Below are 14761 nucleotides of genomic sequence, written 5' to 3'. Positions count from 1 at the left end.
AGTCTCAAGGAGCGTGCACGGAGGGGTGTACCTCGTCGAGCACCTCGAACGTCGAGGTGAGTCAGCTACCAGCTACTGGAGCCTCCGCCACCGCTGAAACCGCCCGAGGAGTAAGAAGTGCTGGAGCTGGATGCGCCCCAGCTGCCGTCGCTGGCGGACGCAACCGGTGCGTGATCGTAGTCGTGCCATGTCTCCCACACAGTCAAGGGCACGTAGTCGTGGTAGCCGGTGCCGAGCGACCAGTCGTAGCTAGTGAGCTTTGGCGTCGATCGCCGAGTGGTGTCGGAGTAGTGGCTCGCGGCGATCGCTTCGGTGATTTCGGCGATATCAGCAATGAGTAGCGCGAAGTCATCGAGGAAGGTGTCCCTTTCAGGCTCATCACGCAGGAGGAGTGCGCGCGCGTCGAGTTCCCGGAGTTGTTCGATCTCTGCGGTGTCGTCCGTCGTGCGGAGCGCCTTTTGGAGCTCGAGGTGAAGTTTGGTGGCCTCGATGATTCGCCGTTGCACGTCGCCGTGCTCGACGTCGTAGAGCACATCGATATTGTTTTGTGCGTTCTTCATCATGGTCAGGGTGCGCTCCGCCTCGGTGAGGTCCTGGGCGTAGGGGGCAAGGTCTTGCTCCGTGGGGGCTTCGGGGATTGTGTGGAGCTGCTCTTCGACGGCGACGAATCCGTCGCGGAGCTCGGTCCACTCGTGGCGCAACTGGGCGTCAGCAAAAACGCTGGTCAAGCTATTGGCGCGGATGTCGTAGTCGTCGAGCTGGTGAGCGACACGTGACCATTCGGTGATGAGTCTGTTGTGACGCTTGGTCAACTCGGCACCCTGCCGAGCGCCGCGACGGATGCCGTACCCAAGCAGTAGTGCCGCAGAACCGCCACCGAGGAGAAGCCACCAGACAGAGGTGCCTTTCGACGTGTCGTTGTCGGTGCGCCTCAGGGTGGGGTCGGAGGCGGCCTTGACGCCTTCGAAGAGCCCTGCCGCAATGTTGCCTTGGCGCAGTGAAGGTTTCATTGCATCGAGGGAGTAATCCAAATGGCTTGTGCCAGCGAGCTGCAGAGCTGAACAGACATCGTCGCCGCAGTAGATACCGTTGCGGCGGGGGTCGAGGCTGACCACTGCGATGAGGTGGCCAGGGGCCCATTTGGTTTCCGTGGCATTAATGAGGTCACGTCGCTGCTCAGTCGCAAAAGCGAGGGTGGTGTCGTTGAGATTGTCTGCGCCAGAGCTAAAGACGACATAGTCGACGTGGGTGACCTGTGGCGGAAAGGGGATTCTGTCGGTTTCCTTGCGGAGGAAGTCGACGTCTGCACTGGTAATCGTCGGGTCGTTCGACCACACCCTGACCTCCACTGATCCTTGTGGTGTCGCGGTGGGGGACGCATCGATGAGTGCTGGTGGAACAGCTGCGGCATGGGGGAGGGCTCCTGTGGTGCACACTGCGAGCGTTCCGGCGGCCAGCGCACCAAGCGCGTGGCGGAATAGTTTTGTCGCGCGCATAATTCTCATGGGCTCCAGTATATGGAAACTGGTCGCTGTGGTGTGGTGTGTCAGGGATGGGGACAGGGGGATAGTGGCTGCAGGGATGCGTGGTGTGGGGGTAGACGGACGATGGCGACGGTGTCCTGACGTTGTCGGTGGGGAGTTGCATTGGCCCATGTCGAGAGGTGGCGATGAGGCCCATGATGTCTGTGTGATTAGCCTGTCGGGCATCGTCGGGGGTGTGGGGATGTTCATCAACGAACCGTTAATGAATATCGCTTGCGGAGGGGTTTTCATTTTGCTAGAACTGACTCTGCACATCGTTTCCACTAGCTGTCGGTGTGACCGCTGTTCGTCGTTGTCAACGAAGGATTTTATGTTCACGATTTTTCCGCCTCCCCCGGGGGCGCACCCCATGACCTCCCGACATGTGCCCGGTAGAGAGCCAAGCATCCGCACCCACGCGCAGGAGCTGTCGAGTACGGCGACGCGACTGCTGCTCGCCATTGCCGCAAGCCTCGGCATGCTCCTGGGGGCAGCTGGTGTCGCTGTGGCCGCAGATGCCGTGGAATTGGCAGACGGTCACGTCGATGCCTTCACCGTCATCCCGAACGATGACGGACTCACCCTGCAGGTGAAAGAGGACATCACCGGCCATGGGGTGCTGCGCAACCCGGAAGATGTGGTGTTCCGTGTCGGTGATGCGGCATACAGTGCCGACCTCGCCAGCCACCCGGACATTGCGTCAAGCGGCTATGTGCTGCCCTTGACTCAGGTGCAAGGGTTGCTGTGGCCCGGGTGGGACACCTTGGAGGTCTCGCCCGCTGGATTTGAGGCTATCGACATCGTCATCGATCAGGTACGGGGTCCCGGCACCGTGTACCTGTTCACGCAGAAGAACTTCTCCCAGGAACTTCAGCCGCTTCTGGCGGATGGTGAATTGAGTTTCCACGATGGCTCCCGCATCCACCAGGCCACCCCGGCTCACGTGCATGCGTACTGGATGTTCACGGAGCCCGGCGTCTATACCTTCACCGCCCATGCCCAGGGTGAGCGCTATGGCACAACTGTTTCCAGCCCCCAGGTGACCTACACCTGGGCGGTGGGGGACGCCACCGCGGTGGACTCCCGAGACCTCACTCCTGCTCCTGATTCGGGGGCCGTGCCCCCGATTGCTGTTCCGCCCGCACCATCCGTGCCAGTAGTCCCCCCGCTTCCTTCGGATCCCCCGAAGAAAACTCCTTCACCGGCTCCTCGTCAAGCGCCCAGCGGCTCCTCTTCGTCGTCTGGTAGCAGTGAGCGTGGTGGTCACTCGGCCCAGCCTATTCACGCAACCGCCACGGTCCCCGAATGCCGGCAGACATCGACCGGGACGGGGCTCGTCGCCCAGCTGAAAGACGACACGGTGCACCCCGCGGTGTTCCGCGACCCGGCATCTGTCACTTTCGTTGTGGGGGAGCGTGCCCGAGCGCAGGCCCCTGCAGGATTGCAGGGCATCGAGGCGGGAAGCGAGATCTACACCATTGGAGCGACCCAAATTGCCGGTGTGCCCTGGCTGGGCGCGAATACCATGGACGAGGATCTCCAGCGTTCCACGACTGGTGAGGTGACGTGGCGACCCGTGAGCCTCCAGGGACCTGGTCGATTGGAAGTTTTTACCAGCGGCAATTTTGGCCAGGTGATCGGTACTCCTTGGTTCCAGGCCTCCGCCGACCACCTCAGTGGGGAAGTGACAATTCCGCGCAACACCCATGTCCACCCCAACTGGGTGTTTAGCGCACCTGGCGAATATCTCCTGACCGTGGAGCAGAGCGCGACGTCCACCGATGGTCACCGCATGTCGGCCACGACGACGCTGAGGTTCCTCGTTGGCAAGTCCGCTGGCACTGCAGCCGGTCGACAGGTGAACGAAGGCCACTTTGATCTGGGGGCCACCATCCGCGATGGCGTGGGGACGTGGACGCTTCCCGACGGGACCCCCTGCTCTCCGGGTGCGAGCGACCAGCCGACGACCACGGACGGTCATGGCTCCCAGTTGGCCTCGACTGGCGTGGCATCGCCTTTGTGGGCATTGATCCTCGCAGCTCTCGGCTTGCTGAGCATCGGCGCTGCCCTCCTCCATGGGTGGCACACCGGAACTCTTCCGGCCTGGCTGGGAGGGCCGCGATGACTTCTCGCCTTCGGCGAGGAGTGACCGCAATCGCGATGGCCGTCGTAGCGAGTGCCACGGCATGCTCGCAGCCGTCGCCTCCGGACACTGGGGAAAAGCTGCAGATCGTAGCGACCACGCCCCTGTTTGCTGACATGGTGCGGCAGGTAGCGATGCCGACCGCACATGTGAGTTCCATCGTGCCCAACGGTGCGGACCCCCACACCTTCGAGCCCACGTTACGCACAATTCGGGAGATTGCCCACGCCGATCTCATAGTGGCCAATGGGCTGTTCTTCGAAGATTCGCGGGTGTTGCGCACGGTGCAGGCAGTGAAGAAGCCGGGGACTCCGGTGGTGTTTCTGGCTGAGGACGCGCCGGCCCACGGTGGGTACCTGCTTCCCCTTGTGGAGGACGCTGCCCTCGATACCGTGTGGCTGGGAGTGCGCGTCGATATGCCGCCGAGCACTGCCGGAGGCGCCTCCGCGGCCGGAAGCGACAATGGCGCCGCGACAGGCAGCGAGGCCGAATGGACGCTCGTCGGGGCCACAGTGCCCCCAGGAGGCCGTGCCGTCGCGTTCCAAACGGCGACTTTCGGGCAGCCGTATGTGCTGTTCGACAGCGACGAGGAAGGTTCATCGACGCGACTGCCGCGTGGCGCGCACACCCACGTGTCGTGGGCATTCAACGAGCCAGGCTATTACGCGCTTGACCTTGAAGCGGCGACCGCCGACCGACCAAACAACGAGCCGCCTGCACGCGCGCATCTCTTGGTTGCTGTCGGCGTCGACCCATACGCCCACCCTCTCGTCGAGACAGGGACAACCCCCGACGTTATCGATCGGGGACATGCTGACGTCACCTTGCGAGATGGAGAGCTGGTGTTGGTCGGTGATCCGGCAACGCCCGGGGACGTCCGTCCGCAGTGGGATCTTGAGAACACGGTGGTGTCCGTCCCGGCCACCACAGTGATGGAGATCCCGCGGACGACGGACTTCCGATTCCTCGGCCGGAGGGGCGAGCAGTGGTTTGTACTCCGTCAAGCAGTCGTCGGTCGGCACATTCACGGCGACACGGACCCGCACGCCTGGCTGGACCCTGCCAACGGGATCGCTTACCTCGATAGCATCGCTGCCGCCTTATCACAGGTCGACCCAGGCCAGCGGGCGGTCTATCAGCAACGCAGCGCACGTACGGCGCACGCGGTGAACGCAGCAGGGGAGGAGATCCGACGTGCAGTCGCAGCGATACCCCCTGGTCGGCGCGGGCTCGTCACCACCCACGACGGCTTCGGGTATCTCACGGAGGCGTATGGGTTGCGGCGGGCGGGCGTGGTGGCAGCCCACGCCGGCCTGGAGTCGACGCCGAGGGCTCGTGCCCAGGTAGCTGCAGCGATCGAAGGTCTGCAGTTACCCGCGGTGTTCCGTGGGCCGTTGGATACAACCCACCAGCGCACCTTGGAGGACATTGCAGGCCGCGCAGGCGTCAAGGTGTGCGTCCTGTATGGGGAAGTCCTTGACCCCCGTGAGGGGGTTGATGGGTATGTGCCGCTACTCCAGCACACAGCACGCGAACTGCGTACCTGTCTGGGAACCGAGGGCGGCCGGGGCACAACCCCACTGCCGCAGTCATAAGAAACCGAGAAAAGGAGAAGTATTGTCGTGACACTTGGACAACACTGCCTTGATGCCCCCACGACAAGGCAACGTGACGACCATTTCCGGCGGAGGCTGTGGGCTGTCGGGCTTGCAGCGGCTGTCGTTGCTGGGGGCGTACCTGCCGTCGGGGCGCAACCCCGCGACCCTGCGCTCGATGTCGTTGTCACTGCCGAAGAGGAACTGATTCCTCCGGGCACCCCGGTGGCGATGCACTCAGGCCACGCTGACTTTGGGCCGCTGTTCCACGATGGTGCACTGGAAATAAAAATCCGTGACGACACCGTCGTACCACCGGTTTGGCGCGACCCCAACGACGTGGTTTTCGTTCTGGGAGCGGCCGCAGAAAATCGGGTGCCGGATTCCGCCGACTATGGGCTCACTGGGGCAGACCCCGGCCAGCTGGTGTGGGCGATCCCCCAAAACCAAGTCGCGGATGTGCCATGGCTAGGGTGGAACACCCAAGCCCCCAGCTTCCTGGACACTCATCCCACCGGCATGACGTTGAGCGTCACGGGGCACCAGGGGCCGGGGACAGCCAGCCTGTTCCTCCAGTCCGGCACGTTTGAGGCGCCGCAAGCACTGGTCGACGGAAGAAAAGTGCTCCCCCAGAGCATGTGGATCGAACCGAACACCCATGTGCACGCCAATTGGGTGTTTAGCGACCCTGGAGTCCATGTACTGACGCTGCAGGCCGACGTTGACTACCCCACTGGGCCGCCACAGACGGTGACAACGGTGCTCCGATTTGCAGTCGGGGATACGGATCCGCAGCTCGCGCTGGCGGCCACAGTCAACGATCCTGCTGAGCCGGCACCGGCTGCCATGCGCACGCCGGAGGCTACGGCAGCGCTCACCGATATTGCGGACGGCGACTCTGACCGGCTGCTGTGGCTTGGTCTGGGCGCAGGGTGCGCGCTGGTCTTGCTTGTCGCTGTCATTGTTTGGGCGCGCAGCCGCGGCACGCGCGGCGCCGCCTGGGACGCGGAAAAGGACGCCCAGCCCTCGATGCCGGAGGCGACCCCATGAGCGCCACGGCTGCCACACCACTGCTGACAGTGCGGGGTGTTTCCGTCAACCGCGGTCGGATGCAGGTGCTGCGCGACGTGAACCTGGACGTCTTGCCTGGACGCATCTATGGGTTGCTCGGACCCAACGGCGCCGGGAAGTCGACGCTGCTGCACACAATTGTTGGGACGCTGCGACCGACTGCAGGTGCCGTCACGTCACCTCGGGGGCGCCCCGTCATCGGCTTTGTGCCCCAACATTCCGGAGTGAATTGGAACTTCCCGATGACGGTACGCGAGTGCGTCCTCAGCGGGAGGACCCAAACGATGGGTCTGCGACGCCTCACCGAGGACGATATCGGGGCCGTAGTGCGTGCGCTCCGCCTCGTCGACATGGTGGACCTGAGTACGCGGCCGATCGGACATTTGTCCGGAGGACAGCGCCAACGCATGTTGATTGCCAGAGCACTCGCGGCTCAACCCGATCTTCTCGTCGCTGATGAACCCCTGACCGGACTTGACGTCCCCAACCAGGTTGAGGTGGGCCGGATTGTCGAGCGGGTGCGTGACAGCGGAACCGCCGTGGTCATGGCTACCCACGACCTTGGGCAGGCGGTTGAGCTTTGCGACCATGTGGTGTTGCTCCGCGGACGCGTGGTGGCGCAGGGCCCTGTTGACCAGGTGTTGGAACCACAGCCGTGGCGAGAGACCTTCCGGCCGAGTGCCGGAGACACTGCAGCAGCTGACGCCGTGGAGACCATGGTGCTGCGGGCTGCCGGCCTGGCGTCACCGCGACCGGCGGGGGTGCGTCCGTGATTACCCCGTGGGAATTTCTCGCCGACATGGCGAACCCGCAGCTGGACTTCTTGCCGAGGGCACTGCTCGTCGCGGTGTTGAGCGCTGCGCTCTGCGGGCTCACTGGCAGCCTCGTGGTCGTCCGCGGCATGGCCTTCATCGGTGATGCCGTCGCCCACGCAGTTTTCCCCGGTCTCGCCATTGCCTTTGTCCTCGGCGGAAGCCTCCTCCTCGGGGGGCTCGCCGCCGCTGTGGTGTGCGTGGTGCTCATCGCGACAGTCAGCCACCGGGGCCGCGTGAGCGAGGACTCAGCGATTGGTGTGTTTTTTGCAGCGTCGTTCGCGATTGGCCTGGTGGTGTTGTCACGCTCACCGGCCTATTCGGCCAGTGTGACCGGCTTCCTCTTCGGAAGCCTTACTGGGGCGAGCGCAGCAGACGCCGCAGTGGTGGCGGGCACCCTCGTCGTCATGATCGTGCTGATGGCTGTTGCGGGCCGTCTGATCGTCGCTACGAGCGTGGATCCGATGACAGCCCGCGCAATGGGGGTGCCTGTTCGCGCAGTCGACCTTGGCATCTACATCGCTATCGCACTCACCGTCGTGGTGAGTGTGCGCACCGTGGGCAACGTTCTCGTGCTCGCCCTGCTGGTCACACCGGCGGCTACGGCACGGCTGTTGTGTTACCGCCTGGTTCCGATGATGGTCACCGCCGGAGTCTTGGGAGCCCTCAGCGCCGTCGTCGGGGTGTATCTGGCGTGGGCGTGGGACACTCCGGCCGGCGCAACCATCGTGCTGGTGACGACTGGGTGTTTCCTCGCTGCGTGGGCAATCCCACCCGTGGTACGGAGGCTCCCTGCGGTGCGCATCTCCGCACCGCAAAACTAGAAGTGTCGGGCTCGCGAGCCCCGGACAAAGAACCTCACAAGAAAGAAGAATTTTCCGTGACTTTGCATTTTTTCTCCCCACGCCGATGGGGCGGGCCCCGCGCAGCAGTGGCGCTGTTGGTGGCTTGCGGGGTGAGCATCACGGTGGCTGCCGCGCCACCTGCCGCCGCGCAATCCCACCACCGGCCAGGCGAACGGGGCACCAGCGTCCATCTTGACGCTGGGCTCACCCTTCCCGACGGTACCGCTCACCCCTGTGCGGGCAGGGATGTGCTCTACGCCTCGCACGTCGACGCCACCTACATCACTCGCGATGCGGGGGAGTTGACCATCGCAACGGTCGACGGCTCCGAGGTGGTCGACTCCGACTCTGCCTGCATGCGCCTCGCGCCGGCCGCTGCGGGCGGCCGGGAAGTCTCCCGCATGGTGGTGCCCCGCGATCCGAAGCTGAGCTTCTTGGGCCAGCCGGGGAGTCTGCTGTGGCACGCACCGTTTAATCTCTACGATGGCCACGTGCCCATCTGGGCCGGCTTTGGAGCGTTCGACCCCCACCACGAGTTCGACGTACCTACGGACTTCGTGGGCAACATGATCGACCTGGAACTCGTCGACTTCTCTGGACCCGGGGAGATGGAGGTGTTCAATTATCTTCCCGGCTGGAAAACGGCCCGCAGGCATTTTTCCAGTACGGAGCAGCGCCGGACGAGCCTCCAGGTGGGCGGCCACGGGCACTACGACTGGACCTTTAGCGCCCCTGGCATCTACGCGCTGACCTGGAAGGCGCGGGGCCGTCATTACGACGGCACGGTGGAAACGACGAAGCCTGTGACCCAGTACTGGTTGGTGGGCACCGATGAGCAGGTGGGGCTCCCGGAGGGAACGACGGTGGGTTTGCCCACGGGCGGCGTGAGCGCGGAGGAACAGCGCAGCGCTATGGGACTTGAGGAGCCCACCGGCGAGCCTCCTCATCCCACGGTGGGTGCAAGGACCCCCGCGGCGGACCTCGCGGCAATTGATCAGACCGTGGAAAACAAGTTCTGGGACCCTGACCCGGAGGGTCTCGTGCAGGCGGGCGACGCACGCTTGGCGCTGACCTACTCTGACGGCGATGAGACCCCCAGCTACACGGTGAGTAATAGCCTCGGAACCACCCACAGTCGTGCCCCTGTCATCGAGGTCCCTGATAGCACGGTGCGATGCGTCGATGCGGACGATGAGTACCTTGGCTACCTTGCACGGCGTAGTGGGAGCACGGCGGTGTATGCCACGCCGGTGACCGCAAACGCAGACGCTCCATCCTTCGGGTTTGACACTCGTGGTGTCGACTACTCTGCGATCCCCACCCACAGCAAAGTCCGTGTCGACATGATGCTGACTGGTCCTGAAGGTGCCTTGAGTGTCGGCGGCGTGACCGGTCAGGACAGTGACACCATCACCCCTGTGAGCCGCAACGGTGGTGGTGGCGCGCGGGCATTCCTCCTGCCGACCGCCGATGACACACCGACCCGGTGGCTGTTTACACACCCGGGTGTGTACTCCACGAGTGCGAATCTCTTCATTGACGTCGAAGCAAGTCGCTACCGTTACGGCTTCGCCGAAGTGACCTTTCTCGTAGGTAACGACGCCATCAATGCCTGGCGCGCACGCCACACTCCTGGCGCGCCGCCCCTGCCGGCCGGCACCCAGGTGGAGTGCAGCGGTCCGCCGCTCCGCGGGGCGGACCCATTCACTTACCCAGAGTTGCCCGGTGTGGACGCGTCACGTCCTGCCGAGCCGACTGCCAGTGCCCCCAGCGCCCCGACGAGCACCCGGCAGCAGCCCAGCGCCACGCCCACGAGTAGTCGGCTGCCCGCTGCGGAGCCCACGGCACCAGACGTGTGGGCTGGATTCGCGCCGACGCACGTGGTGGAGCGCGGACATATGGACCTTGCCTTGAGCGGCCAGCCGGGGCAGGCCACGGTCGGCCTGCTTGACGGGGAAAACCCGGCCCACGAGACACTCCGGGACTCCGGCACCTTTGTGATCGCCGTCCCGGACAGCGCTCATAGTGAACTGCCCTACGCGGTCCAGGACGAGGGAACCGAGTTTGTTGATGGTGGGTGGACGTTGCCCCAGGTTCAAGAACAGGACCTTCCCTGGCTTGGTTTCAGCACCGACCGTTTCGACCACGACCAAGCGGATGACCACACGGTGACGGTTGCGCTCACTGAGTGGCAGGGGCCGGGGCGCATGGTTAGCGGGCACATGGATTTCCTCGGTGGGTTGGATAAGACTCTCGACTCCGCCGATCAGGATCACACGATGCTGTACCGCGGTCGCGCGCACGACCACCAGTACTTCTTCTTCAGCGCCCCGGGCCAGTACCGGGCGACGTTGAACTACTCGTGGCTGAATCAGGGTGTGAGGGAGTCGAAGGACATTGACGTGCTCTTCGCCGTGGGCGGCCGGGCAGTTGATGAAGCGCGCGCACGGGTCGCTGCTGAGAAACCAGCCCCCACAACCGTGGCGGTAACCCCGACGACGACACCGAGCGTCCCTTCCACTAGCCGAGCATCCGAGGTGCGGGTCACTCCCACGCCTTCCACCAGCCTGACGCCAACTCCGCAGCCCTCGAAGGGTCCGAGTGCAGCGCCGGGTACGGGTAGCACGACGATCCCCGCCCCACCCTCTGCCACGGTCACGCGCCCCACTGCATCGCCGACGGCGCCGCGGAGCACCACGACCCACAGTTCCACGTCCGCGACGTCGACGCCTTCGAGTCCAGCTGCTCGTCCCCCTCGGACGCCGGCAGACGCCGTCACAGGTTCGACGTGGGGGGTCGCGCGAGGACTCGTCGACGTTGTGGTGGCGATCGCACGACTGCTGGGACAGATCGTAGCTGGCGGGCACACCGTGTTGACGACACTGTTTGATTGGCTGGTTGCCGGATCGAGTGAGCCGACAAGCAATCACGGTGAGACGAACCACGCCCCGGCCGCCAGTGCTACCGCCACACCTGCCGCACTTGTCGGGAACAACCTCAACGGCCCCGTCTCAGGCGGTTTCGTTGCGGCAGCGCACACCGCCTCCGCGCCCCGACAGGTGGGGCAGCCGGCAGTCGCTGCCGCCGGCACTATCAGTCCAGCGGTCGTGCCGTTGGATGCAGCGCAGGTGCCCCCGGCGAACCTTGACACGGAGATTGCCGCTGCCCCCGCGGTGCCGGAAACGGTGACTTATCAGCCGGTCGCGGACAGTTCATATCTGGAGGGAGTGCTCGTCGGCGTCGGTGTCATGAGCCTCCTTGGTGCCGGCGCAGTTGTCGGGGCGTCGATCGGTGCTCAGCGTCACCGGCGCTAACTCCGGTTTCCCCTCTGGGTGAGTGGCAACGCGGGGTGCATCCGTCGCTGGCGATGCCACCACCACGGGAGCCTCCTGGGGGAGCAGTGGTTGACAATCCACGCCCCGGAATATTCCCAAAGTATCGATGGGAAATGGCCGTAGGCAGTAGGGGCGGGCCGCAGCCATTCCGATGGGGTGTCCTCGTTGTGTTGAGCCCACCCCCGCCGGGGGTGGGGCGGCTTGTCCGCGATGCTGCTGAGAGGCGGTTTCCCACACGTCGGCGGCGTGGTGGGGGTACGCCCGCGCGTAGCGATTATGGATGTCTGAACTCTGACTGTTACGTTGTTGTGACTCTTACCACCTCCACGCATTCGTTGGAAGGACGACCACAGTGAACTCTGTTCTCCTCGCGCTCATTGGCGTGGCCATGATGCTCGCCGGGTACGCCCTGTACTCGAAGTATCTCGCCCGCCGGGTGTATCAGCTTCAGGACTCCGCCGTCACCCCGGCGCACGAACTCAACGACGGGGTGGATTATGTGCCCACGAACAAGTTTGTGCTGTGGGGGCACCACTTCACCTCCGTGGCGGGCGCGGCGCCCATCGTGGGCCCCGCCATCGCCGTCATTTGGGGCTGGGTGCCGGCGTTCCTGTGGGTGACGATCGGCACCGTGTTCATCGCTGGCATGCACGACTTCGGTGCCCTGTGGGCGTCGAGCCGCCACAAAGGCCAGTCGATCGGTACGTTGTCGGGGCGTTACATCGGTGCCCGGGGTCGCAACCTGTTCCTCGTGGTCATTTTCTTGCTGCTGCTCATGGTGAATGCGGCGTTCGCCGTCGTCATCGCGAAGCTATTGGTGAGTACGCCGACGGCGGTGATCCCCACCTGGGGTGCCATCGTTGTGGCCGTGCTCATCGGCCAGGCGATCTACCGCCTGCACTGGAACCTGCCGGTCGTGTCCGTCGTCGGTGTCATCGCGCTCTACGGGCTCATGGTGCTTGGTGATCGCATGCCGATCGTTCTCCCGGAACAGGTGCTGGGCTTGAGCCCGCAGGCGTTCTGGATTGTGCTGCTGTTCCTCTACGCCGGTGTGGCGTCCCTGCTGCCGGTGTGGGTGCTGCTGCAGCCCCGCGACTACATCAACGGCCTGCAGCTGTTCGTCGGCCTGGCGATTCTCTACGGGTCGGTGGCGATCGCCCACCCGACGCTCATTGCTCCCGCCCTCAATGATGCGATGCCGGAGGGCTCGCCGTCGATGGTGCCGCTGCTGTTCGTCACCATTGCGTGCGGCGCGATTTCCGGCTTCCACGGCATGGTGGCTTCCGGCACGTCCTCGAAGCAGCTCGATAAGGAGACTGACGCCCGCTTCGTCGGCTACTTCGGCGCGGTCGGTGAGGGGCTGCTGGCGCTCGGCGCGATCATCGCCACCACCGGCGGCTACCGCACTCTGGCGAATTGGCAGGAGGTGTACAGCGCCTTCGGTAAGGGCGGGGTGACGGCCTTCGTGGAGGGCGGCTCCACCATCATCAACGACGGCCTGGGTATTCCGGCGTCCCTGTCGTCGACGATTCTGGCGACGATGGCGGTGCTGTTCGCTGCGACGACGATGGACACCGGTGTGCGCCTGCAGCGCCTGGTGGTGCAGGAAATCGGCGAGATCGCCGGCGTGCGCATCGGCGGGCCCGTCGCCACGGTCATCGTGCTCGTGGTGGCTTTGGGTCTGACGTTCTCCGCGGGTGGCGACGGTTCCGGCGGCATGCTCATCTGGCCCCTGTTCGGCACCACCAACCAGCTCATGGCCGCACTGACGCTGGCGATCATCTGCGTGATCCTCGCCCGCCTGGGTCGCAACTTCTGGCCGGTGGCGATCCCCCTGGTGTTCGTGCTCGTCATGAGTTTCTGGGCGTTGGCCACTCAGCTCACCGGCTTCCTCGCCGACGGCAACTGGCTGCTGCTCGTCCTCGACGTCATCATCCTCGTCGCCGCCGTCTGGGTGACGATTGAGGCTGTCGGCGCGCTGCGCCGGGCCCGCCGGGAAACCCTCGCAGCCTAGTGGCGGCGCGACAGCTGCGGCAGCGCCTCCGGGACCTCGGCGCGGGGCTGCACGAGTTCTATCATGCGCCCTACCGGGCGTCCCTGGCGCGCGCCGCCCGCGATCACGACGACCTGTTCATGCTCAACGTCATGGCGGAAGCACTCGGCATCCCCAACCCGGCGGCGTATCACACGTTGGAGTTGACCCCGATCCTCATCGACAATTTCCATGCTTGGCACACCCGCATGGGCATGGAACGCTCCCCGTGGGAGGGGATCTCATGCTGCTAGACACCAGCGCCCGGCTGCACTTCTTCGGCGGCAAGGGCGGGGTGGGGAAAACCACCCTAGCGACCACCACCGCCTGGCATCTCGCTGGCGAAGGCCGGAGGGTGCTGCTGGTCTCTACAGACCCCGCTCACAACATCGGGCACCTGCTGGGGCAGCCGATTGCGGCGCACCCCACCCCGGTCGCGCCCGGCTTGGCGGCCGTGGAACTCGACCCGGACGCCACCGCAGCAGCCCACATTGAGCAGGTGCGCCGCACCATGCGGCGACTCACCGCGCCCCGCCTGCACCGGGCGGTGGAGCAGCACCTGGAGCTCGCGGCCACGGCACCCGGCACGGTGGAAGCCGCCACCATTGAAAGGCTCGCCCACCTCGCCATGGACGAGGACTACGACACCGTCGTCGTGGATACCGCCCCGACCGGGCACACCACTCGGCTATTGGCGTTGCCGGAGCTCATGACCGCTTGGATGGAGGGGCTCCTCGGCCACCAGGATCGCAGTGAGAAGCTCAGCCGGGCGGCCCGCAGCATGCGGCGCGCTGACGACACGCGCCTGCTGGGGGAGGACCCCGAACCCAGGTCGGCGGAACTCCGGGCGATCCTCACTGCCCGCCGCAACCTCTACAGCCGTTTCCGCGCCCGGCTCACCGACGACGCAGCCTTCCATATCGTGCTCACCGCGGAGCGGATGCCTGTCGCCGAATCCCTGGACTTGGCCCGGCACCTCGACGAGGCGGGGCTGCGGCTGGCTGACTTCATCGCCAACCGGCGTTCGCCCCGCGACCAGGGCGAGTTCCTGGCGCAGCGCGCGGACCTCGAAGAGGGGTTTCTCGCAGAGCTGCGCCGCGCCCGCCCCGACGTCCCGGTCGTGGAGGTGCCGTGGCTCGGTGGTGACATGACCGGTACTGCAGCTGTCGAACGGCTCCGCCAGGAGCTGTTGCCGGGGAGTTAAGGCACGACGAGTAGCCCCCGGACCACCCCTGGATCCGGGGGCTGCTCACGCCCCACTACCTACGGCCCCCGCAAGTGCCGCAACGTCTCACCCGCCGCGAACCGCGACATCGTCGACTCTCCTGCCGTGGCCCGGCCACGGAACTTGAATCTGACCTTGCCGTCCGCGTCCCGCTGGAACTGGCCCCGAGTCCGGTTCGGC

Annotated in this window: 10 protein-coding genes; 9 read left to right on the top strand and 1 reads right to left on the bottom strand. The window is 65.2% G+C overall.

Features of this window, described 5'->3' with window-relative positions; genetic code table 11:
• Nucleotides 1-65: 65 nt before the first annotated feature.
• A complete protein-coding gene (locus C1Y63_RS03335) occupies nucleotides 66-1337 on the bottom strand; it encodes a DUF5129 domain-containing protein (RefSeq protein WP_158256074.1) in 1272 nt (423 codons plus the stop codon).
• 556 nt (nucleotides 1338-1893) lie between these two features.
• Here C1Y63_RS03335 and C1Y63_RS03330 point away from each other — a divergent pair.
• The 9 genes from C1Y63_RS03330 (at nucleotide 1894) to C1Y63_RS03290 (ending at nucleotide 14560) form a co-directional block, all read left to right on the top strand.
• Complete coding sequence (locus C1Y63_RS03330; RefSeq protein ID WP_158256073.1) at nucleotides 1894-3648, top strand: TIGR03773 family transporter-associated surface protein; 1755 nt, start codon at nucleotides 1894-1896, stop codon at nucleotides 3646-3648.
• Entirely contained in the window at nucleotides 3645-5261 is a 1617-nt protein-coding gene (locus C1Y63_RS03325; RefSeq protein ID WP_106015052.1) for an anchored repeat ABC transporter, substrate-binding protein, read from the top strand. Before C1Y63_RS03330 ends, C1Y63_RS03325 begins: the two co-directional genes overlap by 4 nt.
• 27 nt (nucleotides 5262-5288) lie before the next feature.
• Nucleotides 5289-6311: a choice-of-anchor M domain-containing protein gene (locus tag C1Y63_RS03320; protein ID WP_146128848.1), complete on the top strand. Its 1023-nt coding sequence runs from the start codon at nucleotides 5289-5291 to the stop codon at nucleotides 6309-6311.
• Complete coding sequence (locus tag C1Y63_RS03315; RefSeq protein WP_233195555.1) at nucleotides 6308-7105, top strand: metal ABC transporter ATP-binding protein; 798 nt, start codon at nucleotides 6308-6310, stop codon at nucleotides 7103-7105. Before C1Y63_RS03320 ends, C1Y63_RS03315 begins: the two co-directional genes overlap by 4 nt.
• Nucleotides 7102-7968, top strand: coding sequence for an anchored repeat-type ABC transporter permease subunit (locus C1Y63_RS03310; RefSeq protein ID WP_106015050.1), 867 nt, complete (start codon nucleotides 7102-7104; stop codon nucleotides 7966-7968). The genes C1Y63_RS03315 and C1Y63_RS03310 overlap by 4 nt, the downstream gene beginning before the upstream one ends.
• 56 nt (nucleotides 7969-8024) lie before the next feature.
• On the top strand, nucleotides 8025-11303 hold the full coding sequence (locus C1Y63_RS03305; protein WP_158256071.1) for a choice-of-anchor M domain-containing protein: 3279 nt from the start codon (nucleotides 8025-8027) through the stop codon (nucleotides 11301-11303).
• A 373-nt stretch (nucleotides 11304-11676) separates the two neighbouring features.
• A complete protein-coding gene (locus tag C1Y63_RS03300; RefSeq protein WP_106015048.1) occupies nucleotides 11677-13338 on the top strand; it encodes a carbon starvation protein A in 1662 nt (553 codons plus the stop codon).
• Nucleotides 13338-13610, top strand: coding sequence for a cory-CC-star protein (locus tag C1Y63_RS03295; RefSeq protein WP_369831012.1), 273 nt, complete (start codon nucleotides 13338-13340; stop codon nucleotides 13608-13610). The genes C1Y63_RS03300 and C1Y63_RS03295 overlap by 1 nt, the downstream gene beginning before the upstream one ends.
• Complete coding sequence (locus tag C1Y63_RS03290; protein WP_106015047.1) at nucleotides 13601-14560, top strand: ArsA family ATPase; 960 nt, start codon at nucleotides 13601-13603, stop codon at nucleotides 14558-14560. The genes C1Y63_RS03295 and C1Y63_RS03290 overlap by 10 nt, the downstream gene beginning before the upstream one ends.
• Nucleotides 14561-14761 lie beyond the last annotated feature (201 nt).

Origin of the sequence: Corynebacterium sp. 13CS0277 (genome assembly GCF_002994655.1) — a bacterium.
GTDB lineage: Bacteria > Actinomycetota > Actinomycetes > Mycobacteriales > Mycobacteriaceae > Corynebacterium.
This window is presented reverse-complemented; position numbering and strand designations above follow the sequence as displayed.

Bases quoted from the DNA above. Each gene is read 5' to 3' on its own strand.
- C1Y63_RS03315 (WP_233195555.1), top strand. From the start codon at position 6,308: ATGAGCGCCACGGCTGCCACACCACTGCTGACAGTGCGGGGTGTTTCC.
- C1Y63_RS03290 (WP_106015047.1), top strand. From the start codon at position 13,601: ATGCTGCTAGACACCAGCGCCCGGCTGCACTTCTTCGGCGGCAAGGGC.
- C1Y63_RS03330 (WP_158256073.1), top strand. From the start codon at position 1,894: ATGACCTCCCGACATGTGCCCGGTAGAGAGCCAAGCATCCGCACCCAC.
- C1Y63_RS03325 (WP_106015052.1), top strand. From the start codon at position 3,645: ATGACTTCTCGCCTTCGGCGAGGAGTGACCGCAATCGCGATGGCCGTC.